The 23,147-nt window shown below is 48.4% G+C and carries 23 protein-coding genes, 1 tRNA gene and 1 pseudogene; 4 read left to right on the top strand and 21 right to left on the bottom strand.

Annotation, left to right across the window (positions count from 1 at the left end):
• Positions 1 to 193: 193 nt before the first annotated feature.
• On the bottom strand, positions 194 to 1,189 hold the full coding sequence (gene pta, locus PG862_RS02845) for a phosphate acetyltransferase (protein WP_270706427.1): 996 nt from the start codon (positions 1,187 to 1,189) through the stop codon (positions 194 to 196).
• A gap of 298 nt (positions 1,190 to 1,487) precedes the next feature.
• On the opposite strand from pta, the gene PG862_RS02840 reads away from it, so the two are divergent.
• Both PG862_RS02840 and udk read left to right on the top strand, forming a co-directional pair.
• The gene (locus PG862_RS02840) at positions 1,488 to 2,906 is read left to right on the top strand and encodes a tRNA(Met) cytidine acetate ligase (RefSeq protein WP_118481754.1); all 1,419 of its coding nucleotides are present in this window, start codon (positions 1,488 to 1,490) and stop codon (positions 2,904 to 2,906) included.
• Positions 2,907 to 3,124: 218 nt separating this feature from the next.
• Entirely contained in the window at positions 3,125 to 3,760 is a 636-nt protein-coding gene (gene udk / locus PG862_RS02835) for a uridine kinase (RefSeq protein WP_270706426.1), read from the top strand.
• A gap of 223 nt (positions 3,761 to 3,983) precedes the next feature.
• Here the strand turns inward: udk and PG862_RS02830 are convergent, their stop codons facing one another.
• From PG862_RS02830 to yedE, 3 genes are read right to left on the bottom strand one after another with little or no spacing between them, the layout of a single operon-like run.
• Complete coding sequence (locus tag PG862_RS02830; RefSeq protein ID WP_242995693.1) at positions 3,984 to 4,223, bottom strand: DUF3343 domain-containing protein; 240 nt, start codon at positions 4,221 to 4,223, stop codon at positions 3,984 to 3,986.
• Positions 4,224 to 4,252: 29 nt separating this feature from the next.
• Positions 4,253 to 4,474 (bottom strand): sulfurtransferase TusA family protein, encoded by a 222-nt coding sequence (locus tag PG862_RS02825; RefSeq protein ID WP_270706424.1) that lies wholly within the window; start codon positions 4,472 to 4,474, stop codon positions 4,253 to 4,255.
• A gap of 19 nt (positions 4,475 to 4,493) precedes the next feature.
• On the bottom strand, positions 4,494 to 5,642 hold the full coding sequence (yedE, locus tag PG862_RS02820) for a YedE family putative selenium transporter (RefSeq protein ID WP_329750968.1): 1,149 nt from the start codon (positions 5,640 to 5,642) through the stop codon (positions 4,494 to 4,496).
• 341 nt (positions 5,643 to 5,983) lie between these two features.
• Here yedE and PG862_RS02815 point away from each other — a divergent pair, with 341 nt between their 5' ends.
• Entirely contained in the window at positions 5,984 to 6,877 is an 894-nt protein-coding gene (locus tag PG862_RS02815; protein WP_147353321.1) for a selenium metabolism-associated LysR family transcriptional regulator, read from the top strand.
• Between the two features lie 44 nt (positions 6,878 to 6,921).
• Here the strand turns inward: PG862_RS02815 and PG862_RS02810 are convergent, their stop codons facing one another.
• The 7 genes from PG862_RS02810 to PG862_RS02780 all read right to left on the bottom strand — a co-directional run bounded on the left by PG862_RS02810 (position 6,922) and on the right by PG862_RS02780 (position 14,834).
• Complete coding sequence (locus tag PG862_RS02810; RefSeq protein WP_270706423.1) at positions 6,922 to 8,334, bottom strand: class I SAM-dependent methyltransferase; 1,413 nt, start codon at positions 8,332 to 8,334, stop codon at positions 6,922 to 6,924.
• A 12-nt stretch (positions 8,335 to 8,346) separates the two neighbouring features.
• Positions 8,347 to 9,711 carry a PFL family protein gene (locus PG862_RS02805; RefSeq protein ID WP_106999746.1) on the bottom strand — a complete coding sequence of 455 codons (1,365 nt, stop codon included), beginning with the start codon at positions 9,709 to 9,711 and terminating at the stop codon, positions 8,347 to 8,349.
• A gap of 30 nt (positions 9,712 to 9,741) precedes the next feature.
• Entirely contained in the window at positions 9,742 to 10,014 is a 273-nt protein-coding gene (locus tag PG862_RS02800) for an ACT domain-containing protein (RefSeq protein ID WP_022360436.1), read from the bottom strand.
• A 364-nt stretch (positions 10,015 to 10,378) separates the two neighbouring features.
• Complete coding sequence (locus tag PG862_RS02795) at positions 10,379 to 11,176, bottom strand: MBL fold metallo-hydrolase (protein ID WP_022360435.1); 798 nt, start codon at positions 11,174 to 11,176, stop codon at positions 10,379 to 10,381.
• A 7-nt stretch (positions 11,177 to 11,183) separates the two neighbouring features.
• Positions 11,184 to 11,765 carry a dephospho-CoA kinase gene (coaE, locus tag PG862_RS02790; RefSeq protein ID WP_118637542.1) on the bottom strand — a complete coding sequence of 194 codons (582 nt, stop codon included), beginning with the start codon at positions 11,763 to 11,765 and terminating at the stop codon, positions 11,184 to 11,186.
• 19 nt (positions 11,766 to 11,784) lie between these two features.
• The gene (polA, locus tag PG862_RS02785) at positions 11,785 to 14,457 is read right to left on the bottom strand and encodes a DNA polymerase I (RefSeq protein ID WP_118522357.1); all 2,673 of its coding nucleotides are present in this window, start codon (positions 14,455 to 14,457) and stop codon (positions 11,785 to 11,787) included.
• A gap of 38 nt (positions 14,458 to 14,495) precedes the next feature.
• Positions 14,496 to 14,834 carry a zf-HC2 domain-containing protein gene (locus PG862_RS02780; protein ID WP_022360432.1) on the bottom strand — a complete coding sequence of 113 codons (339 nt, stop codon included), beginning with the start codon at positions 14,832 to 14,834 and terminating at the stop codon, positions 14,496 to 14,498.
• A gap of 207 nt (positions 14,835 to 15,041) precedes the next feature.
• On the opposite strand from PG862_RS02780, the gene PG862_RS02775 reads away from it, so the two are divergent.
• Positions 15,042 to 15,124: transfer RNA gene (locus tag PG862_RS02775), tRNA-Leu, on the top strand.
• A gap of 75 nt (positions 15,125 to 15,199) precedes the next feature.
• On the opposite strand, the gene PG862_RS02770 is transcribed toward PG862_RS02775, so the two are convergent.
• From PG862_RS02770 to PG862_RS02725, 10 genes and pseudogenes are all read right to left on the bottom strand, one after another.
• Entirely contained in the window at positions 15,200 to 15,394 is a 195-nt protein-coding gene (locus PG862_RS02770) for a small, acid-soluble spore protein, alpha/beta type (protein ID WP_106999744.1), read from the bottom strand.
• Positions 15,395 to 15,448: 54 nt separating this feature from the next.
• Positions 15,449 to 15,709, bottom strand: coding sequence for a hypothetical protein (locus tag PG862_RS02765; RefSeq protein WP_270706421.1), 261 nt, complete (start codon positions 15,707 to 15,709; stop codon positions 15,449 to 15,451).
• Between the two features lie 12 nt (positions 15,710 to 15,721).
• Positions 15,722 to 16,543, bottom strand: a complete 822-nt coding sequence (locus tag PG862_RS02760) for an HAAS signaling domain-containing protein (protein WP_270706417.1) — start codon at positions 16,541 to 16,543, stop codon at positions 15,722 to 15,724.
• Between the two features lie 13 nt (positions 16,544 to 16,556).
• Positions 16,557 to 16,871, bottom strand: coding sequence for a PadR family transcriptional regulator (locus PG862_RS02755; RefSeq protein ID WP_022360428.1), 315 nt, complete (start codon positions 16,869 to 16,871; stop codon positions 16,557 to 16,559).
• 288 nt (positions 16,872 to 17,159) lie between these two features.
• Positions 17,160 to 17,309, bottom strand: a complete 150-nt coding sequence (locus PG862_RS14350; RefSeq protein WP_333490962.1) for a hypothetical protein — start codon at positions 17,307 to 17,309, stop codon at positions 17,160 to 17,162.
• A 52-nt stretch (positions 17,310 to 17,361) separates the two neighbouring features.
• Positions 17,362 to 18,444, bottom strand: coding sequence for a 30S ribosomal protein S1 (rpsA, locus tag PG862_RS02745; protein ID WP_022360427.1), 1,083 nt, complete (start codon positions 18,442 to 18,444; stop codon positions 17,362 to 17,364).
• Entirely contained in the window at positions 18,425 to 19,276 is an 852-nt protein-coding gene (ispH, locus tag PG862_RS02740) for a 4-hydroxy-3-methylbut-2-enyl diphosphate reductase (protein ID WP_118467777.1), read from the bottom strand. The genes rpsA and ispH overlap by 20 nt, the downstream gene beginning before the upstream one ends.
• A gap of 300 nt (positions 19,277 to 19,576) precedes the next feature.
• Positions 19,577 to 20,563 (bottom strand): LysR family transcriptional regulator, encoded by a 987-nt coding sequence (locus tag PG862_RS02735; protein ID WP_106999740.1) that lies wholly within the window; start codon positions 20,561 to 20,563, stop codon positions 19,577 to 19,579.
• A 518-nt stretch (positions 20,564 to 21,081) separates the two neighbouring features.
• Positions 21,082 to 22,098, bottom strand: a complete 1,017-nt coding sequence (locus PG862_RS02730; RefSeq protein ID WP_118472903.1) for an aminopeptidase — start codon at positions 22,096 to 22,098, stop codon at positions 21,082 to 21,084.
• A gap of 518 nt (positions 22,099 to 22,616) precedes the next feature.
• Positions 22,617 to 23,147, bottom strand: a pseudogene (locus tag PG862_RS02725) (aminopeptidase); the annotation flags it as partial.

Below are 23,147 nucleotides of genomic sequence, written 5' to 3'. Positions count from 1 at the left end.
CACAGGTATTCTCTATATGCGGTTCACACGGAAGCATCTGCAAAAACGTCTGCACTGCCCTGTTGTGAACTGCAGGATTATGTATGAATACCGGGCTGAACTGTAATTATCACTTTTAATTCTTAATTAAACGGATTTAAGATTCTCTGACGCGGTGCCAGTTCTCCATCCATTTGATTCCAATTGGTATTAATTATGCCTGCTGAGCCTGTACAGCTGTGATAGCTACTACGCCTACGATATCGTCTGCGAAGCATCCTCTGGACAGATCGTTTACCGGCATGGACAGACCCTGAAGAACCGGACCATAAGCGCCAGCTTTTGCAAGTCTCTGAACCAGTTTGTAACCAATGTTGCCTGCTTCCAGGGACGGGAATACTAAGGTGTTAGCATGTCCAGCTACGGAGCTGCCCGGTGCCTTAGCCTCGCCTACAGACGGAACCAGTGCTGCATCAAGCTGAAGCTCGCCATCCAGTTTCAGTTCCGGGAACTTCTCATGAGCAATCTTAACTGCCTCTGCTACCTTGGTAACATCATCATGTTTAGCGGAACCCATAGAAGAATAGGACAGCATAGCTACCTTCGGCTCTGCGCCAACCAACATCTTGAAGCTCTCTGCGGACAGACCAGCGATCTCAGCCAGCTTGTTGGAATCGAAGTCAGTGTTTACTGCACAGTCAGCGAATACGAACAGACCGTTCTCACCGAACTCGCAATCCGGAACTTCCATCAGGAAGAAGCCAGATACAGAGCTAATACCCGGTTTGGTCTTCAGAAGCTGCAGAGCCGGACGAATGGTGTTGCCGGTAGAATGGCATGCACCAGATACAGCGCCGTCAGCATCGCCGCACTTGCACATCAGGCAAGCATAGTACATATAGTCTTTCTCCATCTGCTCTTTTGCGACTTCCGGAGTAACACCTTTTTTGCCTCTTAATTCAACGAACTTGTCGATGTATTTCTGCTTATTCGGATCATTGTACGGGTCAACGATGGTGGCACCGGAAATGTCGAAGCCTTTGCCGTTTTTCTCAATCTCTTCCGGAGTACCGATGATGATCAGATTTGCGATACCCTCTTTCAGAATTTTCTCAGCTGCCTCGTATGTTCTCTTGTCCATTGACTCTGGAAGAACGATGGTTTTCTTGTCTGCTTTTGCTCTTTCCTTAATCTTGTCAATAAATGCCATGGTTATAAAACCCCTTTCATAAGTGTGTGTCTATTACTGCTAACATTATATACCAGTTGTTTATTGTATACAAGAGCGATTTTCAAATTTTTGATTAATTAAATTTTTAACAAGATGCACTATAATTTTTCCTTTACGCTCCCGCACTTCCACTATATAATGTAAATGAAGCAGAAAATGGCTGCTATTTTTTACAGATTTTTCTGCCGCAACAGCAACAGTCTTTTATTTTTATTTCTATTATAAATAGGCTGCTACAAAATTCCTCGCAAAAATGCAAAAAACAGGATTGAAATTTATGAAAATCGTAGGTTTAATTACCGAATATAACCCGTTCCATGCCGGACATCTGTATCATATGCAGCAGGCAAGGGAACTGACCGGCGCAGACTACTGCGTCGTCCTGATGAGCGGCAGCTTCGTCCAGCGCGGCGAACCCGCCATCTTTGATAAGTACCGTCGTACAAAAGCCGCTCTTCTCGCCGGTGCCGACCTGGTACTTGAGATGCCGGTCGCTTTTTCTACCGCTTCGGCGCATGAATTTGCCGCCTATGGAGTCGCGCTTCTGTCGGCGATCGGTGTGGATGCCGTTGTGTTCGGCAGTGAATGCGGGCAGATTGAATTCCTTAAGCAGGCTGCTTCTGCGCTGAACCACGAATCGGCAGAATTTCAGGAACGGCTGCGGAAAGGGTTGAAGGCGGGACTGACTTATCCGCAGGCACGGGCGAAGGCGCTGGGAGAAACACAGGCGGGCGGGACAAGAGTTGAAAATGTAGAAGATTTTCACGCAAATACAGATGTGTCGAACTCTCATATATGGTCTTCCATTTTAAACTCCCCTAATAATATCCTTGGGATTGAATATCTGCGGGCGGCGGAAGATCTGCACAGCCCGATGGAATTTTATACGATTTCGCGGGAGGGAAGCGGATATCATGAGGATGCACTGTCTGAAGCAAAGTTTCCATCCGCTTCGGCAATTCGCGGGATAGTTCGGAAGAGCTATGAAAATCTGTCAGCAGATAGTCCAGCTTCACTAAAACAGGAACCGGGTTCTGATTCAAAAAGTGAGATTTTATTTAATATTTTAATACCTCATCTGCCAGCCGTGACGCATCCCGCATACGCAGGTGCACTTCCCGTTTTTACGGATGACTTTTCAGAACTTTTAAATATGGCTGTTTTACAGATGCAGAAATCTTCAGCGAAAGGTTCCATTGCTGCCACAAACGTCGTTATGCCTTCCAGCACTTTGTCTGTTGATACCAATACGCAGGCTATATCCCGCATCGCAGATCTCTCCCCGGAGCTTGCCGCCCGTCTTGCAAAACCACCTTACTTTCCTCTCTCTTTTGAAGAACGGATTCAGGCGTTAAAGACGCGCCAGCTTACCTACACGCGTGTCAGCCGGGCGCTTCTGCATCTGGTACTCGGTATGCGCGAGGAAGATATTTCCCGGTGGAAGGACGAGGGCTATGCACTCTATGCACGGATTCTCGGTTTTCGCAGGCAGAGCAGCCCTCTGCTCTCCTGTCTGCATAAAAAAAGCAGCATCCCCCTCATCACTAAAATGGCAGATGCCGCCCAGAACCTCTCCCCGTCGGCGCTCGCGCTGCTGGAGCAGGAGGTGTACGCCTCGCATTTATACCAGACGGTGCGGATGAAGCGCAGCGGCGTATTTCAAAATGAATATACAGAAGGACTGGTTTTTGTATAAAAATGAACCAATTTTCAAGTCGAACGTCCGTGAGACTTGGCGCGTGATTCTGGTCAGCAAAGCTGACATATTCCATACAGAATCACTGCGCATCCCCGCGGAGCGTTTATCTCAGTCGGAGACCCACCTCCCACTGAGACAAATTTGCTATTACTCGCCACCTAAAGAGGTGGGACTCTTCTCGACTGAGATAAAACTTACAAATGGAGGAAAACATAGTGAATAGAAAATCACCTATTATCATCGGAATTGCCGGAGGAACCGATTCAGGAAAATCCACTTTTACAAACCGTCTGAAAGACGCATTTGGTGATCAGGTAACCGTGCTTTACCACGACAACTACTACCGCGCCCACGATGACATGCCATTTGAACAGCGCAAAAAGCTGAACTACGACCACCCGGATGCATTTGAGACAGAGCTGCTTCTTGAGCACCTTAATAAACTGAAAAACTGGGAGGCGATCGACTGTCCAACCTACAACTACGCCAACCACAACCGCGCCGAAGCAACCATTCACATCGAGCCGCGCCCGGTTATCCTGTTGGAGGGCATTCTCGTTCTCTATGACGAAGCACTCCGCAATCTGCTCGACATCCGCATTTTCGTCGATGCCGATGCCGATGAGCGAATTCTCCGCCGAATCTTACGTGACACGAAAGAGCGTGGACGCGATATCGAAAACATCATCGATCAGTACCTGACCACCGTCAAACCGATGCATGCCCTCTTTGTAGAACCGACCCGCGCCTATGCGGATGTGGTTACCAACAGCGGGCGGAATGAGGTTGCATTCTCGCTGGTGCGCGGGGAGATTGCACGGCTGCTGGATGAGGCGAAGGCGGGAGAATAATATTTCAAAATATTGGGATCATCGAGGTCACAAATGAGGTCATCGAGGTCATGATTTGATTTCTGACCTCAATGACCTCATTCTGACCTCGATTTACACACCAAAAAGCAGCGGTATCACACTGTCAGCGCTCCATTCTTTTTTGAATGTCTCGCCACTGCCGATACCGCCGCTTTTTCCTATATACTTTTTCTATGATATCTGCTCTAACATAACATTTTGTTTAATTCATCATCACACAGCTCTGCTCGATCTCAATCTGGCTCTCCGCAATCACTCCCTGAAACCGTTCATATTCCGCCGGTTCCATCCGCCAGGCAATTCCACAGCCTGCTGAGAGTTCGCGTGGGACAGGCACCAGGCGCCCTCTGATTCCCTGTTCCCGGCAGAATGCCTCCATCTCCATCGCCGCAGCCGTCGTGTGAAAGGTAAAAATCCGATATTCCCGTTTCTGCCTCATCATTTCCACCTATTTAATATTCCAGAGCAGCATCACGCTTCAAAGGTAATGGTGAAACAGCCGTTTTCCAGCACCTCGGTGTGCCCCTCTTTTCCATGATACTCCAACGTGCGCTCAATATTCGTCCGGGTGTGTGTCTCATCGCCAAGCACACGGATCTGTTTTCCCGGATGTTCATCCATCGCATCCATCACCATCAAAACCGGTTCCGGACAGGAGAGTCCCCGCACATCTACCTCAACAAAATCTGACATTTTCCGTTTCCTCTTTTCTTTATTTCTTTCTACGTTTCATATTTGCCGCTGCAATCACGAATAACAGGGCAATACATACAATTACGGCAATTTTGCCCGGCATCGCCGGACCACCCAAAACGGCTGCCTCTGTCTCGGTTGCCGCTTTTGCTGCCGCACCAACCAGGTTAAAATTGTGTGCAAGTGCCGCCCCTAACAGCATTCCCAGAAAGGTTACCGCACTGTCCGAGGAGCCCTGCCCTGCCAGAATGATCTGACGCAGCGGGCATCCGCCAGCCAGAACGGCTGCAAATCCAACGGCATACATACCCAGAATATTCCAGAGATGCTGGGAGTGCGCGATCGGCTGACCGGAAAAGCTCAAATGGAAATTGCCAGTTGCAAGGTTAAAAATCAGCATGACTGCAAACAGTGCGCCGATAATGCTGAGCAGATCAAAGTTTTTCATCAGAATCACATCACGGATGCTACCTGCAAAACACATACGGCTCTTCTGTGCCAATGCACCAATCAGGAGAGCCGCAACCAGGGAAATCAGAACCGGTGCGTGCTTGCTTCCCGGTCCTTCCGTGCTGGCTGCGTATACGCCTGTTACTGCTCCAATGATAAAAAGCGCCAGAAGGAGCACCGGAAGCACATATCCGCTTGATTTCTGCGTCTCATACGCTCTGCCCAGCGAAAATCCCTTTTTCAGGAAGAACGAACCAGTTGCAATACCGCCTGCAAATCCAACCAGCGCTACATACGCATTCAGGTCACCGGCTGCCATACGCAGAACCATACGCAGCGGACACCCTAAGAATACCAGCGCGCCGATTACCATGATCGCACCCAGAACAAAGCGGATCATCGGTGAAGAGCCTGCCGTCGCCTTATACTCGTTCGTCGCCAGTGAGATCGCAAATGCTCCCACTGCAAATCCTACAATCTCCGGACGGAAATACTGAACCGGTGCTGCTGAGTGAAGTTTCAGCGCGCCCGCCGTATCACGTACGAAGCACGCAATACAGATCGCCATATTGGCCGGATTTCCAAAATACGCCAGCAATGCTGCCAGCACACCCACAAGCGCGCCTGCCACTGCCAGCTTCCATGTCTTGTCAAATACTTTCATACCTGCCTCCTTTTTTATTTCATGTACTCTTAAAGTTTTTCTCACACTCGTCATTGTGGGTGATTTCACGCACCACACTCGCATTTCATCAATACATATCAGAAATTTGAGTGCATCTGGCAAAAAAATCATCTCACAAAATCAAACAAGAAAAATTTCAAGCGCGTACATTTCATGGATCTATCCATACTTTCCGCAGACAAGTATAACATCCTGTATTTTTATGGTAAAATCGTTTATATTGATATTTGCTATAAACTTATTGATATTTTCAATAAATAAAGCTACACTCTTCTTTAGAGATTGTTTTCACCTGTCTACTATTCATTTTAATTTTGGATTTTATCACAGAATCATTAAAAATTGATTTTATCTATAGAAAGGATTTTAAATATATGGACATCCGCCAATTAGAAGCTTTCGTGTACACCGTCAAATATCAGAGTTTTTCGCTTGCCGCCCAGAAGCTGTACATCTCACAGCCGACTGTCAGCGCCCACATCCGCAGTCTGGAGGAGGAATTTCACACCCAGCTTTTAAAGCGCACCACCAAATCGCTCTCCCTGACTCCTGCCGGGACAAAATTATATTCCTATGCCACGGAGATTCTGACCCTGCAGCAGAAAGCAATCGTGGAACTCGCCAACGAGACGAAACCGCAGCTTCGGATCGGCGCATCCTCCGTTCCGTCCCTTTATTTTCTGCCGGAACTTTTAAGCGCTTATCACGCAGTTCATCCTGATATCCGTGTCTATGCCTCCTGCTCAGACAGCCTGGACGTTGTACATAAGGTGGATGACGGCATCTGCGACATCGGTCTGGTCGGAACTACTACCTCAGACACCTCCTGCGAATTTCTCCCCTTTGCCTCCGATGAGCTTGTGATCGCCGCCCCCGCCACACCGCATTATCAGGCTTACCAGTCTATTCCATCACCGCTGGATGCCCTCTTAAAAGAACCATTTCTGCTCCGGGAAGATAATTCCGGCACAAAACAGGAAACCCTTTATTTCCTGAAAAATAAAGGGCTTTCACTCGATGATTTAAATGTTATTGCCGTGATGGACGATGCCGCCGCCCTCAAGCAGTGTATCATGCTGGGAATGGGCATCTCCATTCTCTCAAAAGCAACTGTACAGGCAGATGCACGGCAGGGGAAACTGCTTCTCTTTCCGCTTGGGGAAGCTGCCTTTCTCCGGAAACTCTATCTGGTGTATTCGCCGGTTAAGTATATGGCAGAGGAAGGCGGGGTGTTTTTGGAATTTGCGAAGAGGTTTTATCAGCTATAACTGTCCAGCATTATCAACCTCCATAAAAGTGCTTTCTAAATTTCCTACGCCTCTTCCCCCACCAACAATCCATACAATGTCGGCTTCACATGCAATTCCTTCATCATTGTCTCTAATGCCGCCCCGTCTGCTTTCTTGCCCTGGCGGATCGCACGGATCATGATGTTTTTCGGTGTGTGTTCCATGTCGATGAATTCGAGAATCTGCGTCCGGTAGCCGGACATTTCGAGGAGCTGCCCTCGGATTCCGTCGGTCAGAAGCGCCGACATACGTTCTTTCAGAAGGCCGTACTGTAAAACCGGCGACAGAAGGTCGTTCTGAATCTGCTTGTTAATCTCATGCTGACAGCACGGAACGGAAAGAATGACTTTTGCGCCCCATTTGACCGCTTTTGCCAGCGCATAATCGGTCGCTGTATCACAGGCGTGCAGCGTCACGACCATATCGACCTGATCGACGCCCTCATATCCGGCGATGTCGCCGTGCAGGAAGGTCAGGTTCTCAAATCCAAACTTCTTGCTCAGGCGGTTGCAGAGCGCAATGACATCTTTTTTCAAATCCAGACCGATGACACGGATCGAATATTTTTTCAGCACATGCAGATAGTAATACATCGCAAACGTCAGATATGATTTCCCGCATCCGAAATCAATGATCGTATTCGTCCGGTTCGGATCGAGATTCGGAAGTACATCTTCAATAAATTCCAGGAAACGGTTGATCTGGCGAAATTTGTCGTAGCGGGATTTCACAACTTTGCCTTCTGCCGTCATGACACCGAGATCTACCAGAAATGGGACTGGGACGCCTTCCTGAAGGACGTATTTTTTAGTACGGTTATGGGATAACGAAGCCAGACGTTCTGAAAACGCTGCGGCATCCATGCCAACCGACAGTCCTGTTCCGGCATTTTTCTGCTGTTTCGCATTGCTCTGCAGTTTACCATTTCCCTGTATTTTAGCACTTCTCTGCATCTTTCCGTTTTCGTGACTTGACTGACTCTGACCCGATTTTTCGAGCGAATTTTCTTTCACATCTGCATAACTCTTCGCCGGCATCTGCTTTCCAGCTTTCTGCACATCACCTGCTGCCACCGATACCGTCCGATTCTCTGCCTTTTTAACCCCCACCTTCTTCTCTTTGATCGTCACCGTCCCCTTCTTACTGATCAGAATATTGACAATCCCGTGAAGCGACGCGATCTCCGCATTGCGGTAATGGTTTTCCAGCTCTCCGAGCAGATACTCGGCAGTCTTTTCTGCGTTCTGATTTTTCTGAAATGCCTGTTTTTCCGTAAATTCTTCCGTCTGAAAAGCAAGCGCCCCCCGCAGAAGCAGAGGACGCACGGTTAATTTCAGATAGGATTCACGGGTTCTCGGGTTGCTGAAAATGATTCGCTCCAGATCGGCATCGAGATACCGCAGAAGCACCTCTCTCAGTTCCTGTGATTTATCCATATGAAACTCCTATTAGTTCTTAAAGCTGTGTACTGGTGCCGGGATACGTCCGGTACGTTTGACAAAGTTGTCGCAGGAGAAACGATTGACCGGAATGATCGGCGCATAGCCAAGCAGACCGCCGAACTCTGCCGTATCGCCCACTGTTTTTCCGATGACCGGAATCAGGCGGACTGCCGTTGTCTTCTGGTTGATCATGCCGATTGCCGCCTCGTCCGCGATGATACCGGCGATCGTGGTCGCTTTCGTATCGCCTGGGATCGCAATCATATCAAGACCTACAGAGCAGACACAGGTCATTGCTTCCAGCTTCTCAATCGTAAGCGCACCCTCAGAAACTGCATCGATCATGCCCTGATCCTCGCTGACCGGAATAAACGCACCGCTGAGTCCGCCAACATAGGAGGACGCCATGATGCCGCCCTTCTTAACCTGATCATTTAACATTGCCAGCGCTGCTGTTGTACCCGGTGCACCACTGCGCTCTAAGCCGATCTCTTCCAGAATCTCCGCCACACTGTCTCCGACTGCCGGAGTCGGTGCCAACGACAGATCAATGATGCCAAACGGAACGCCCAGACGTTTGGACGCCTCCTGTGCTACCAGCTGTCCAACACGGGTGATCTTGAACGCCGTCTTCTTGATCGTCTCACACAGCACCTCAAAGTTCTCGCCACGTACCTTTTCCAGAGCCGTCTTTACAACTCCCGGACCGCTGACGCCGACGTTGATGATCGCATCCGCCTCAGTCACGCCATGGAATGCACCTGCCATGAACGGGTTATCATCCGGCGCGTTGCAGAATACAACCAGCTTCGCACAGCCGAGGGAATCATTGTCCTTCGTTGCCTCTGCGGTTGCCACAACCATCTCGCCCATCAGACGGACCGCATCCATGTTAAGACCTGTCTTGGTAGAACCGACATTGATGGAGCTGCACACACGGTCGGTGCAGGCAAGTGCCTGCGGGATCGAGCGGATCAGAAGCTCTTCCGCCGGTGTCATTCCCTTGGAAACCAATGCGGAATAGCCGCCGATAAAGTTGACGCCCACTTCTTTCGCTGCCTTATCAAGTGTTTTCGCAATCTCTACAAAATCCTCGCTCTTCTTGCAGGCGCTTCCACCTACCAGCGCGATCGGAGTAACCGAGATACGTTTATTGACGATCGGAACACCAAATTCACGTCCGATGGCATCGCCGGTCGATACAAGATCTTTCGCATAAGTTGTAATCTTATTGTAGATCTTCTCATTCATCTTCGCCAGATCACTGTCCACACAGTCTAAGAGGCTGATACCCATCGTGATCGTCCGCACATCCAGTTTTTCATGCGCGATCATGTTATTAGTTTCCAGAACTTCCTGCATGTTAATCATTGGTTATACGTCCTTTCTGAAAATATTTGCTTAGATTCTGTGCATACTGGTAAAAATCTCTTCTCTCTGACAGAGAATCTTTACGCCGATCTCCTGTCCCAGCTTGTCCAGCTCATGCGCCATATCATCAAAGGATGTCTTGGAACCGGAAATATCCACGATCATCATCATGTTGAAATATTCCTGCAGGATCGTCTGCGTGATGTCAAGAATGTTCATGTTGTGGTCAGCCAGATAGTTACACGTTTTTGCAACGATACCGACGCGGTCCTGTCCAACGATAGTAATAATAATCTTACTCATAGCTTTCATCCTCCTGTGTGCTCTCCGTCCTATGGCGGAAATATTTTTATGACTTACTAATTTCTATAAAAATTCAACTGCCATCCGGCTGCTGACTTTTATGCCTAAAATGATATTTCGTTACTGTACACGGGTAGGCACTTTTGGAACCGAAAGTGCCGTAAGAAAACGTGGTGCCAGCAGGAATTTGCCGTATTTAAATGCGAAGCCACGGCAAATTCCGTTACTGGACACGTATGCGTATACAGTAACGATATTTCTGTCAACCCCACACGTTTGTCCATGCCTCCAAGCCATAACCCCAAATATATCTTCTGGCTTGTTTTCAGACTTTGTATAACCAATTTTAATACTTTTACGTCTTCTACACCGTCACAATCTGCGACACTGCATCGCGTTTTGCCACTGTGATCGGGAAATCATTCGCCTTATACGGCGTATCTCCCTCTGTGATCTCCAGACGCACCGTCTCATATGCCAGCTCTTCGTAATTATTTTCCTTACTCAGATGCCCCAGGAAAATGTGCTTCAAATTGTCATGCAGAATGGAACTTAAAAGCCGCCCCGCATTTTCATTGGAAAGGTGTCCGTAATCGCCTAAAATACGACGCTTCAGGTAATACGGATACGGTCCTGCCTCCAGCATTTTGACATCGTGGTTGGCTTCCAGCAAAATCGCATCCAGCCCCTGCAGATGGTCAATGATGTACTGGGAATAATGCCCCATATCCGTCGCCACCGCCACCGATCTTTTTTCATTCTGAACCCGGTAGGCAACAGGATTCGCTGCATCATGGTCGATCCGGAACGGTTTGACTTCCAGATCTCCTACCATAAAATCAACATCCGGCGTAATCGGGTGCATCAGATCTTCCGGAATCTCGCCAAGACTCTTGGAATCCTGAATTTCCTCTAATGTCTCTTTTGTGCTGTAAATAGGTGTGCCATATTTGCGCGCCAGCACGCCGAGCCCTTTGATATGGTCGGAATGTTCATGCGTGATGAGAATTCCATCCAGTTCCCGCGCATTCAGCCCCAGGTCATTTAACCCCATCTCAATACGCTTGTTGCTGATCCCCGCATCCACCAGAACGTGGGTGTTGTCGCTTCCTATATAAATACAATTCCCGCTGCTGCCGCTGGCAATACTAACCATCCGCATATGTATCCTAATCCTCTTTTCCTAAAAATGACGCTATCTGCTTCCGAATATCCTCAATCCCGCCGTTGTTGTCCAGCACACGCGTCGCAAAACTCCGGTAATCGTCCTCGGATGCCTGATTTGCCATGATGTCCCGGCATTTTTCCTCGCTGTAGCCGCGGCTTGCCATCAGACGCTTGATGCGGTTTTCCACCGATGTGTATACATACCAGATTTCATCAAACATCGCATTGTGGTCGTCATCATAGAGAGCTGCCTCCACAACGATGATCTCCTTGTCGGAATGGTTGATCGCATAGCGGATCTCCTCCCACGCCATCGGGTGGATGATGGCGTTCATCGTCTCCACCGCCTCTTTATTCTGGAAAATAAGCGCCGCCAGCTTTTTGCGGTCAATGCTGCCGTCCTTATTTAAAAAGGAATCACCCAACGCCTCTACCACATGCTGATAGCCTTTCTTACCCGGCTCCATGAGCTGGTGAGCCACTTCATCTGCCTTAATAATTTCCGCGTCAAATTCCTCCTGCAGCACACGCAGGACCTCACTCTTACCGGAACCAACGCCTCCGGTAATACTGATTATCTTCATGTTTATCTGTACCTTTCCATTATTTCGTTTCAAACCACGAATTTCCCATCTTCATATCGATTTCCAGCTCCACCTGCAGCTGCGCCGCACGTTTCATCTCCGTCGCCAGAATCGACTGCACCTGTTCCAGCTCTTCTTTCCAGGTTTCAATCAGGAGTTCATCGTGCACTTGGAGGACAATGCGGGAACGCAGTCCTTCGCGGCGCAGGCGTTGATCGACGCGGATCATCGCAATCTTGATAATGTCGGCTGCAGTTCCCTGAATCGGGGAATTCATCGCCACACGCTCACCGAACGAACGCTGCATAAAATTGCCGGATTTCAGCTCCGGAATCGGTCTCACACGCCCATACATAGTCTTGACCTCGCCGTATTTCCTGCCCGTTTTTACCAGACCATCGAGAAAACGTTTGACATCCGGGTAGGTTTCAAAGTAGCGCTCAATGTACTCGGTCGCTTCCTTGCGGGAAATACCGAGATCTTCGCCCAGCCCAAACGCGCTGATACCATATACGATACCGAAATTGACTGCTTTTGCATTGCGGCGAAGCTGCGGTGTCACTTCCTCAAGCGGCACATGGAATACCTGCGATGCCGTGATCGCGTGGATGTCCTCCGCCTGTCGGTATGCCTGGATGAGGTTTTTGTCATTCGACATATGAGCCAGCACACGCAGCTCAATCTGGGAATAATCGGCGTCAACCAGCACACAGCCCTCGCGCGGTACAAACAGCTTCCGGATCTCGCGTCCCAGCTCCATACGCACCGGAATGTTCTGCAGGTTCGGCTCCGTACTGCTGATACGTCCCGTCGCTGTGATCGTCTGGTTAAAAGTTCCGTGGATTCGTCCGTCCTCCCGGATAAATGCACCTAGCCCGTCCGCATAGGTCGATTTGAGTTTCGCCACCTGGCGATAGTCTAATACTTTCCGCACAACCGGATACTCCGGCGCCAGTTTTTCCAGCACATCCGCCGCCGTCGAATAGCCGGTCTTCGTCTTTTTGCCGCCCGGCAGGGACATTTTTTCAAATAAAACCTCACCAAGCTGCTTCGGGGAATTAATATTAAATTCACAGCCCGTCTCGGCGTAAATCTCCTGCTCCAGTTTCTCTACCTGCGTCTGGAGGCGTTCGCCGTAGGCTTTCAATTCCTCCCGGCGCACCTGAATACCTTCCTCTTCCATATGGTAGAGGCTGTAAATAACCGGCATCTCTATCTCATAAAAGAGATGCAGCATTCCATGTCTTCGAAGCTGCCCCAGCAGGATTTCCCGCGATTTCCACGCCGTATATGCCATGTAGCAGACACAATTCAACGCTTTCTCCGGCATTGTCTCAAATGCATCCGACAGCGCCGTTTTTCCAAGCAAATCGACCTGTGACGGCACGGTCATATCCAGGTAATCGCGCGCCAGGTCATCATATCCATAGGTATCCTTGAGCGGATTTAACAGATATGCCGCCACGCCTGCGTCCATAACCGCACGGTTTCCTTCTGCATTCCGGATGCCGTCCACGATCCGGCGGCTGTGATTTTTAAGAAATGGAAGCTGGATCTTGAGATCCAGAACCGTCACAGACGGAACCACCTCCATCAGGCGTTCCAGCTCCTCCGCCAGATACTGTCCGGTCAGGAACCCAACCGCCGGGATCGCATAGATCGATGTCCCGTCCAGGCAGAGTGCCAATGCCACAACCTTTCCTTTTTCAATCACCAGCTGCGCGCCGATCTCCTCCGCGCACTGTGCACGGTCAAAAATCACCTGTGCCTCGCCAAAATCATTTACCAGACGGAAAGATTTTTCCATTTCTGATGACGCAAAGGCGTCCTCACCAAATTTCTGCAGAATGGACTTAAATTCCAGCTGCTTCATATACTGATATGCCTCCGGCGTATAAAGCGAATCCAGCTTCGCCTCCTCCAGCGAAAAACCAATCTCGCAATTGATGCGGATCGTTGCCAGATCCTTGCTCATCTGCGCCATGTCATAATGCTCCCGAAGCGCTTTCTGTGCGCGCGGCGGCTTTACCTCATCAATGTGTGCATACGCATTCTCAATGCTTCCGTAGGTGGTAATCAGGCTGGTTGCCGTCTTTTCACCGATCGATGGCACGCCCGGAATATTATCCGAAGTATCGCCCATCAGCGCCTTTACATCAATAAATTCGATCGGCGTCACCTGATACTCCGCCTTCACATCCTCCGGGTAATAGTCGCGTATCTCCGTCGTACCTTTCGAAGTACGCGGCATCCGAATCTTAATGTGCGTATCTGCAAGCTGCAGCAGATCACGATCTCCTGATACGATAGAAACCTCCACGCCCTCCGCCGCACAGCGTTTCGCGATCGTTCCCAGAATATCGTCTGCCTCATACCCCGCCTTGGTAAGAATCGGCACGCCCATCGCTGTCAGCACTTCCTTCATCACCGGAACCTGCTCATGCAACTCCTGCGGCATCGGTTTTCTCGTTCCCTTGTATGCCGCATACATTTTGTGACGGAATGTCGGCTCTTTCAAGTCAAATGCCACTGCCAGATAGTCTGCCCCCTCATCTTCGATCACCCGGAACATGATATTTAAAAATCCGTACACTGCATTGGTGTGGAGTCCCTTCGAATTTGTCAACTCCGGCACCCCGTAAAATGCCCGGTTGAGTATACTATGACCATCTATCAGCACTAATTTGCCCATCTGTTTCCGTCTCCTGTTCTATCACTTGTTGCTTTTTTCTATGGTGCCAGCCAAATCCTGACCTGCAGCATCACCGTCACCAATACCGCCATCACGCCCAGCGTATTGACCGCATACTCCATTTTCCGGAAGCGCCACATCCGGCGCACACGGGCATATGACTCAGCGATCCGCTTCTGCAGTGCGCCCATGATATCAAAAGTACCCGATCCGGTGTCCAGCTGTTTCAGTCCGACATCCACCATAAAATAAATTTCCAATTCTTCCTGACAGTTGCGGCAATGTTCCAGATGCTCCAGAAACGCTTCCAGCTCATCCCCGCTCAGTTTATCCTGGATATACGGCGTCACAAGACGCTCCGCTTCCCGACAGGTCACAGACGCCACCTCCTTTTCCAGTCTGTCATTCCATATGAATTATCATTCACGCATGACGCGTTCATAAACCCATTTGAACCTAATCATACCTTATTTTAATGAAACACGCAAGCCCCTGCGAATGCTTCGCTTCTTAATTTCAAAACAAACAAAAAAACAGTTGCAATCTGTCTCCAATTTTGGTAAGATAAAAAGCGTCGATAGACAGCCGGCTTGTCGGAATGGCAGACGAGGTGGACTCAAAATCCATTGGTGGCAACACCGTGCGGGTTCAAGTCCCGCAGCCGGCAGATTTGAAAGCCCTTGAAAATATTGGATTTTTCCTTTATTTTCAAGGGCTTTTGGTGTTTTCAAGCAAATATCTATCAGCCTTTCTTATCCTGTTTCATCTCCCGCCTTTTCTTCGTCATCAGACCGCCAATCCGCCCGCTCTCCTTGGCAGTCAGGCTTCTCCAGCCATACTGCCGTACCTTGTCTGCCAGCCCAATTTCTTCCGCCACCTCATATTTCAGCCGCTCTGCCGGGGTCATTTTCTCAAAATCCACCTTATTTTCATCCATAAAAAATACTCCTTTCCACCTTGTGTACTCAGAGTATGTCCATTTTCTGGAAATCTATTCGTATTGTCTTTCTCCGTTCAGCTGCTCTTTTACCTCATCCGACTCATCAAGCTCTTCCGGCAGCTGCTCCGTATCATCCCATATTTCCTCCGAATCACCCCAATTATATTTATCCTGAAATTTTTTTTCCTGATCGATCAGAAAATCCAGTCCGGCAGCTGCGCCTCCAATGGCAGCCCCGATCGATGTCACACCGATTCCACCCACAAAGAGGACAGCGCCAATGATTGCCATTTTTTTCATCCATTTTTTCATTTTCCTATCCTCCTATGCCCTGGCTGACAGATAACCTGCTGCCTGACGGCAAAGCCGAATGATTTCCTTGACTGCCCACGGTAGGAATACACCGTAAAACAGGACACAACCACATATCAGAAGCAGACAGCTGCCCTCTGCCGCAATACCCAATCCGATGAACATCAGTCCCATCGCAAAATGTTCAAACAGACTCGCCGCACCCAGAACGAACAGCATAATTCCGCCAACAAATACCAGCACCGTCATCAGTCCCAGCACCACAAGTATCGCTGCCAGTGCGACCGCCAGCCCAAAAAAACCTCCCACGGTTCCCGTCACCAGCTTAAAGATAAACGGAAGAACTGCAAGCACTACCAGAACTGCCACAACCATTCCAATCTTGGAACCGGTTATTTTTTCTTTTAAGCAATGCAGCATCTCGCTCAGACGGCTTCTTTGATTCTCATTGGATGCCGCATTTTCTCCCGTTTCCTCATCCCGAAATTCCCGGAATGGGGCATCCTCGGTTCCAGCCTGAAATCCTGCTTCTTTTTCTCGTTCTCCCTGTTCTGCCCCACCGCTTCTGGATAAAGTCGTCCGCCTTTCTTCAAACCGGCTGTCATTGTACCCCCGGTCTGTAAATTCGCCGCCACTCCATTCACTCTGCAGCTCCATCCGGATTACCTCGGCAATATGCTCCGGACTCTGAAATTCTGCAAGTACCTCTTCTTCCTTCTCCGGTCCTGCCTCCTCCAGATAATCGCGGTAATAGTCAATCGCATCCCGTTTTTCTTCTTCCGGAATATCCTGCAAGAGCGCTTCCAGCCTCTCTAAAAATGCTTCTTTTTTCATGATCTGCCTCTCCTTATCCCTCTTTCAGTATCTCTGAAATTTTTCCTGCATACACGTTCCACTCACCCCGGTAAAGATTCAGCTGAATCCGTCCCGCCTCCGTTATTTTGTAATACCGTCGGTTTCTGCCGTCGATCGCCCGGTCATATGTTTCCAGGCAGTCATCCTTCTGAAGCCGCCGCAACACCGGATAAAGCGTGGACTCCGATATTTCGATTGCCTGACGGACATCCTGCGTGATCTTATACCCATATGTTCCTTCTGCAGATTTTGATACAACTGAAAGGACGATCGCATCCAGAAGCGCAGCTCCTGTATTAAAAACCATCTTATCCCTCCTAAGATTCACTAATTCAAAATATAATATTTTTTCTTGTTTAATATTATATGTTATATAATATTGTATCTAAATTATATATCAGTGTACCTTCTTTGTCAATATTTTTCCAAATATCCTTATGACTCACTCCAATCCATCTTTCTGCTCCCACAACCCTTCACCACGCCGTATCCCGCTCCTCATCACGCAAAAAACAGACCGTACAACCTATGTTCCATCACATACGCCATACTGCCTGTTTTCATTTTTATCTTAATAAAATCACCAAATAGCTTTCTACAGCGCCAGAAACAGCCAGCTCTTTCTTCCAATCCCAGAAATACCCAACTGCGTTCCGGTCAAGAATACCATGCCCCACGCCATCGCAAAAACGGCTGCCACCTCCACATTCTTCCTGTGGAAGTGACAGCCTGATGATTCTTTCATCCTCCGTCTGACGCACTATCTGTCCGATGAGAAACTGGCGTCAACCGTTTGATTAGTTTTCTTCTGCTTCCTGATTCTCAAGAGCTTTCATGCTCAGGCTGATCTTGCGGTCTGCCTCGTTGAAATCAACTACCTTAGCAGTGATAACCTGTCCTACGCTCAGTACGTCGGATGGTTTGTCAACATGCTCTCTGGAAATCTGGGATACGTGAAGAAGTGCATCTACACCTGGCTCCAGCTCAACGAATGCGCCGAAATCAGTCATACGTGCTACCTTGCCTTCTACTACGTTGCCTACAGCATATTTCTCAGCTGCGTTTGCCCACGGATTGCTCTCCGGGAACTTTAAGCTCAGAGCGATCTTCTCGCCGTTGATATCTTTGATCAGAGCTTTTACTTTATCGCCTACTTTGAAAACCTTCTTCGGATTCTCAACTCTGCCCCAGGACATCTCAGAGATGTGAAGCAGACCGTCAGCGCCGCCAAGGTCGATAAATGCACCGAAATCAGTTACATTCTTAACAACACCTTCTACGGTCTGACCAACAGCGATCTTCTCGAATAATTCTTTCTGCATAGCAGCTTTCTTCTCAAGCAGGATCTGCTTGCGGTCGCCGATGATACGGCTTCTTCTTCCGCTCGGATTGAACTCGGTAACTACGAACTCAATCTCCTGACCTGCGTACTTGGATAAGTCTTTATCATAAGTATCAGAAACCATGCTTGCCGGAATGAATACACGGGTTCCCTCAACCTCTACTACGAGGCCTTTCTCCATAACCTGTGTAACTTTCTCTTTCAGAACTTCCTTGTTCTCGAAAGCTTCTTTCAGACGTTTCAGACCCTTATCAGCAGCCAGTCTCTTGTAAGATAAAGCAGCCATGCCCTCTCCGTCGTTTACTTTCAGAACTTTTGCTTCCAGTTCGTCGCCAACCTGAACTTTGGTTCTAAGATCTACGCCCGGCTCATTGGTGAATTCGCTTCTTGTGATGATGCCTTCGGATTTGCTTCCAGCGATGCTGAGAATGATTTCGTCTTCCTTGACACCGATAACCTGACCGGTAACAGCCTCTCCTGTACGTAATCTCTTGAATGATGATTCTTCAAACATTTGTTCAAAACTTAATTCTGACATTAGTATGAACCTCCTCGATAATTTGATTTGGGGTCGATGCCCCGGCTGTAATACCTACGCTGCGCACAGTACCTGTTATCTCAGGCTTGAAATCTTCCAGTGTCTGAATGTAGTAAGTGTGTTTACATTCCCTGCGGCAAATCTCATACAACTTTTGTGTGTTAGAACTGTTCTTGCCTCCAATCACAATCATAACATCAACCTGTGAAGCTATCTGCCTCGCCTCAACCTGTCTCTCCTGTGTTGCATTGCAAATCGTATTTAAAACAAGTATATCATAATACGTTTTTGAAATTTTTTCAACTAAATCTTGAAATTTATTGTAGTTAAATGTCGTCTGCGCCACGATACAGAGCTTTTCATCCGGTCTGAGTGCCAGATTTTCAAATTCCTCCAGTGACTCGACTGCCAGAGTATACTCATTTCCCCAGCCTTTGATACCCTCGACCTCCGGGTGGTGCTCATTTCCCACGATAATCACGCGGCGTCCGGCTTCGCACTGTTCCCGGACAATCTTGTGGATCTTTTTGACAAATGGACAGGTCGCGTCCACAAGCTCCAGTCCCTGGCGTTCCAGGAGTTCATAGATCTCCCTGCCTACGCCGTGGGAACGGATGACGACCACGCCTTCTTTCAGGGCTTCCAGTTCCTCCTTCGAATTGATGACCTGTACGCCCTTCTCTTCCAGATCCCGCACCACCTCTTCATTGTGGATGATGGGACCGTAGGTATAGATCGGCTTCTTCCCCGTCGCTATCTGATCATATACCTTCTCGACTGCCCGCTTCACGCCAAAGCAGAAGCCAGCCGTCTTCGCAACTGTGATTTCCATGTTCCTGCCCGCTATTCCTCCTATTCCTCATCGTCTTGGATAAATAAATCCCCTCTGTCTCCTTCATAAAATCCACCTTTGCTCCTGTCTCTCATAGCATCCCGCGAATTCTCCAGAATAGAAATACTCCCGCCTTTAATCGGCAACTCATTTACCCTCATTGTTATAGTCTATCATACTTTAGACTGCTGGTAAAGTCTAAATCGACGTAAAATTATATAAAATTTACACGATTAACTGATTTTGCAACCACATTCCGGAATTTACGCCGCATTCAGTCCCTGTCTTCGGAAATTGCCGTTACTCCTTTTGCCTCCCGGCAGCCGGATCGGCGTCCGGATCATCCGACCGGATGCCTGCCAGACGCATAAACTCACGCATCGCCGCCGTCACATAACGCCCCCGCTTGACCGAAAATGTGATCTCCCGCTCAGACAACGGGTCGTCTATCTTATAATAGACCAGCCTCGGGTCCTCCGGACGCCACTGTACAATATCAGAACGCACAAACATCGCTCCAACCCCATTGGAGACGATATTTAAAGAAGTCAGCACCTGATCCACCATCATCACAGTTTTCATCGTAAAACCGCTGTTGCGGCACATTTTCGCGCCTCGTTTATACATATCATTGCCCGGTTTCATCGTGATAAACGGCACATCCTTAAATTCCTTTAACGGAACTGCCTCCACCTCCGGTTTTAAAAAGGACTTGGACAGAATCTCCTGCCTGGACAGTCGGTATGGCTGCAGCTTCCGGTTAACCGGAAAACTTTCCGGAACTGCCAGAATCAGATTTTCCTTCCGGAATAAATACCGTTTGATCGAAGTATCGTCCTTCTCCATCGCCGTCTCCAACACCAGATCCAGCGACTCATTTTCCAACCCCGCTTTCAGCTCCCGCGTATTTCCTTCTGTTAGGTCAATCGTAACCTGCGGATATTTTGTCTGAAAACGGGCAATCAGATCCGGATACACAAACGAGCAGAAATAAGATGCACCGCCGAGCGCCAGCGTGCCGCCCTGAAGCCCCGCAATATCTTGAAAATACCGTTCCAAATTCCGTTCCAGAAAAAGAATCTTTTCAACGGTACGGATGTAATACGCGCCCTCCTTCGTCACCGTCAGCGGAATCGTACTGCGATCAAAAATCGGCGCTCCCATCTCTTTCTCTGCCTTCCGCACCATGTTGCTGAGTGCTGGCTGGCTGATAAAAAGCTTCTTCGCCGCTTTGGAAAAACTCTTTTCTTTGTAAACCTCATACACGTACTTCATTTCATTCAGCATTTGTCAATTCCCCCTGTCCATTTTCCATCCTGCTTTGCTTAAATGATGTTACGATTCTTGCACACATGACCCGTAACGAATTCTGCCATGGTTCTGCACTTAAATATGGCTGATCCACTTTCCCATATCTCTATGCTAAAATCTGCTATAAACGAATATAACCGCCATATCTAACAGTTATTTTTTATTGTTATTATTTTATCATAAGATTTCTATATCTGTAAACAAATAAACTGTATTTTCCGTCCGTTTTCAGGCAGAATCCAGCTTATTTTACAAAACTTCCAGGTGCGTGAATCAGCACTCAAAAGAAGCTGCGAACGCCTGCGCTCTACACATCTAAGGCAGCTAACCTGCGTCCACAGCTTCCATTTTTAATATGGAGGTTTATTCAATTCCTAAGCTTTTACAAATTCCTGATGTTTTATATTGCGGCTGCTCAAGGGGAAATCACAGCCGCAATTCGTGCAGTCTTTCATTGACAATTCGTTCTTGATATTTCTTAATATATAGCCATATTATTTGTCGCCCAAACAAACAACCTTGCCGTCTTTTACGATCAGAACTTCTTCTGGTGTTCCCTCGTCGAAGATAACGGTCGGATTGTACTGTACCATGTCGATATGTACGGTCGAGCGTGCAGGCTGTCCATAGTAGAATCCGTTGCCCATTGCGATGTGGCAGGTTCCTCTTGCCTTCTTCTCTTCCTCGAAGTCTCCGTTAAACATACAAGCCGGATTAAGTCCAAGTCCGATCTCTGCGATGTTGTCGGAATCTTTAACTTCTGCGATCTGACGGCGGATTTCTTTACAAATCTTCGGATCGCCGCCAACTACCTCTACGATACGTCCTTTTTCAATTCTTAACTCAACCGGTGTGGTCGGGCATCCATAGTAGCAGATAGGTCCATCAATTACCAGTTTGCCATGGGTTGTGTCGATCACCGGTCCTAAGGAAACCTCGCCGTCAGACCAAGCCATTGCATCGCCCGGATTTCTCGCGATACCGCACTCGATGATCGGCTCCATCTGATTCATTTCCATGTACAGGTCGGTACCAGCCGGTGTGGTGATGTGAGCCATCTTATGACCTCTCCAGATAGCCTGCAGTTTCTCGCCATCTGCGTAAACTGCTTCGTAGTCTGCCAGAGCGCCGCCTCGTGTGAAGTTGTCGATATTTCTTAAGCAGATAGAAACCTCGCGAAGTTTCTTCTGGTTGATGAGCTCTTTCAGGTGGTTATTGTAGATAGCTGCACCGGATGCGGTGGTCATGCCGACAAATACATCGCAGGCATCCATGCCAAGTTCCAGAGATTTCGGGAAGATGGTTGCTTTGTCTTTTCCACGAATCGGCATCATGTATACGCCGTACTCAGCGCCGCAGTTTAAAGCGGCTGCTGCCATCGCCTGGGTCATTCTCTCATCGGTCTGAGGGTCAACGACAATCAAAACTTCCTCGCCCGGTTTAACAGCCATCAGGTTGCCAAGAAGATACTGTGCACGTTCCATACATTCGATAATTCTGTTATCACTCATAACTCATTCTCCTCGCTTTTGTTATTATTTGACAGTCTCTGCATCCAGCCGATTTAAGCTATCTGCCTGTCATTGTTCTCTGTTTCATAGCTGTTTATTTAGTTTTTTCTGTTCCTCATGAGGTTTGACTATATACTATCAAACCCGCACACACTTATAAACAAATATACCCATTTGCGAATATGTTATAAATATTTCGTGATAAGGGGTTTACCATCCTGCTGGAAGCATTCCCAGTGCGCTGAAAATTGCGTAGAATACGGTACTGCCGTACAGCAGGACGATAATCGCCTGCATCGGCTTGCTTGCCATCCAGCCGCAGTTCCATACCGGCTCAATGTCACCTGTTTTTCTTGCTCGGGAGGCGGTACTTCACATCCAAATCAGACTTAAAAATACCAAGAATCCCCGTTCAGCCGATACACTGGCTGAACGGGGATTCCTGGCGTCATACAAAACAGTAAGGTATATTTATATGGTTATAATTGGGGTGAACTGTCTAGTTGGATGCAATAGTTTTATTTGTCGCCCAAACAAACAACCTTGCCGTCTTTTACAATCAGAACCTCTTCTGGTGTTCCCTCGTCGAAGATAACGGTCGGATTGTACTGTACCATGTCGATATGTACGGTCGAGCGTGCAGGCTGTCCATAGTAGAATCCGTTGCCCATTGCGATGTGGCAGGTTCCTCTTGCCTTCTTCTCTTCCTCGAAGTCTCCGTTAAACATACAAGCCGGATTAAGTCCAAGTCCGATCTCTGCGATGTTGTCGGAATCTTTAACTTCTGCGATCTGACGGCGGATTTCTTTACAAATCTTCGGATCGCCGCCAACTACCTCTACGATACGTCCTTTTTCAATTCTTAACTCAACCGGTGTGGTCGGGCATCCATAGTAGCAGATAGGTCCATCAATTACCAGTTTGCCATGGGTTGTGTCGATCACCGGTCCTAAGGAAACCTCTCCGTCAGACCATGCCATTGCATCGCCCGGATTTCTCGCGATACCACACTCGATGATCGGCTCCATCTGATTCATTTCCATGTACAG

Source organism: Clostridium fessum, assembly GCF_027698965.1.
Classification (GTDB): Bacteria; Bacillota; Clostridia; order Lachnospirales; family Lachnospiraceae; genus Otoolea; species Otoolea fessa.
The sequence above is the reverse complement of the archived record's forward strand: the minus strand, read 5'-3'. Positions and strand labels throughout refer to the sequence as shown.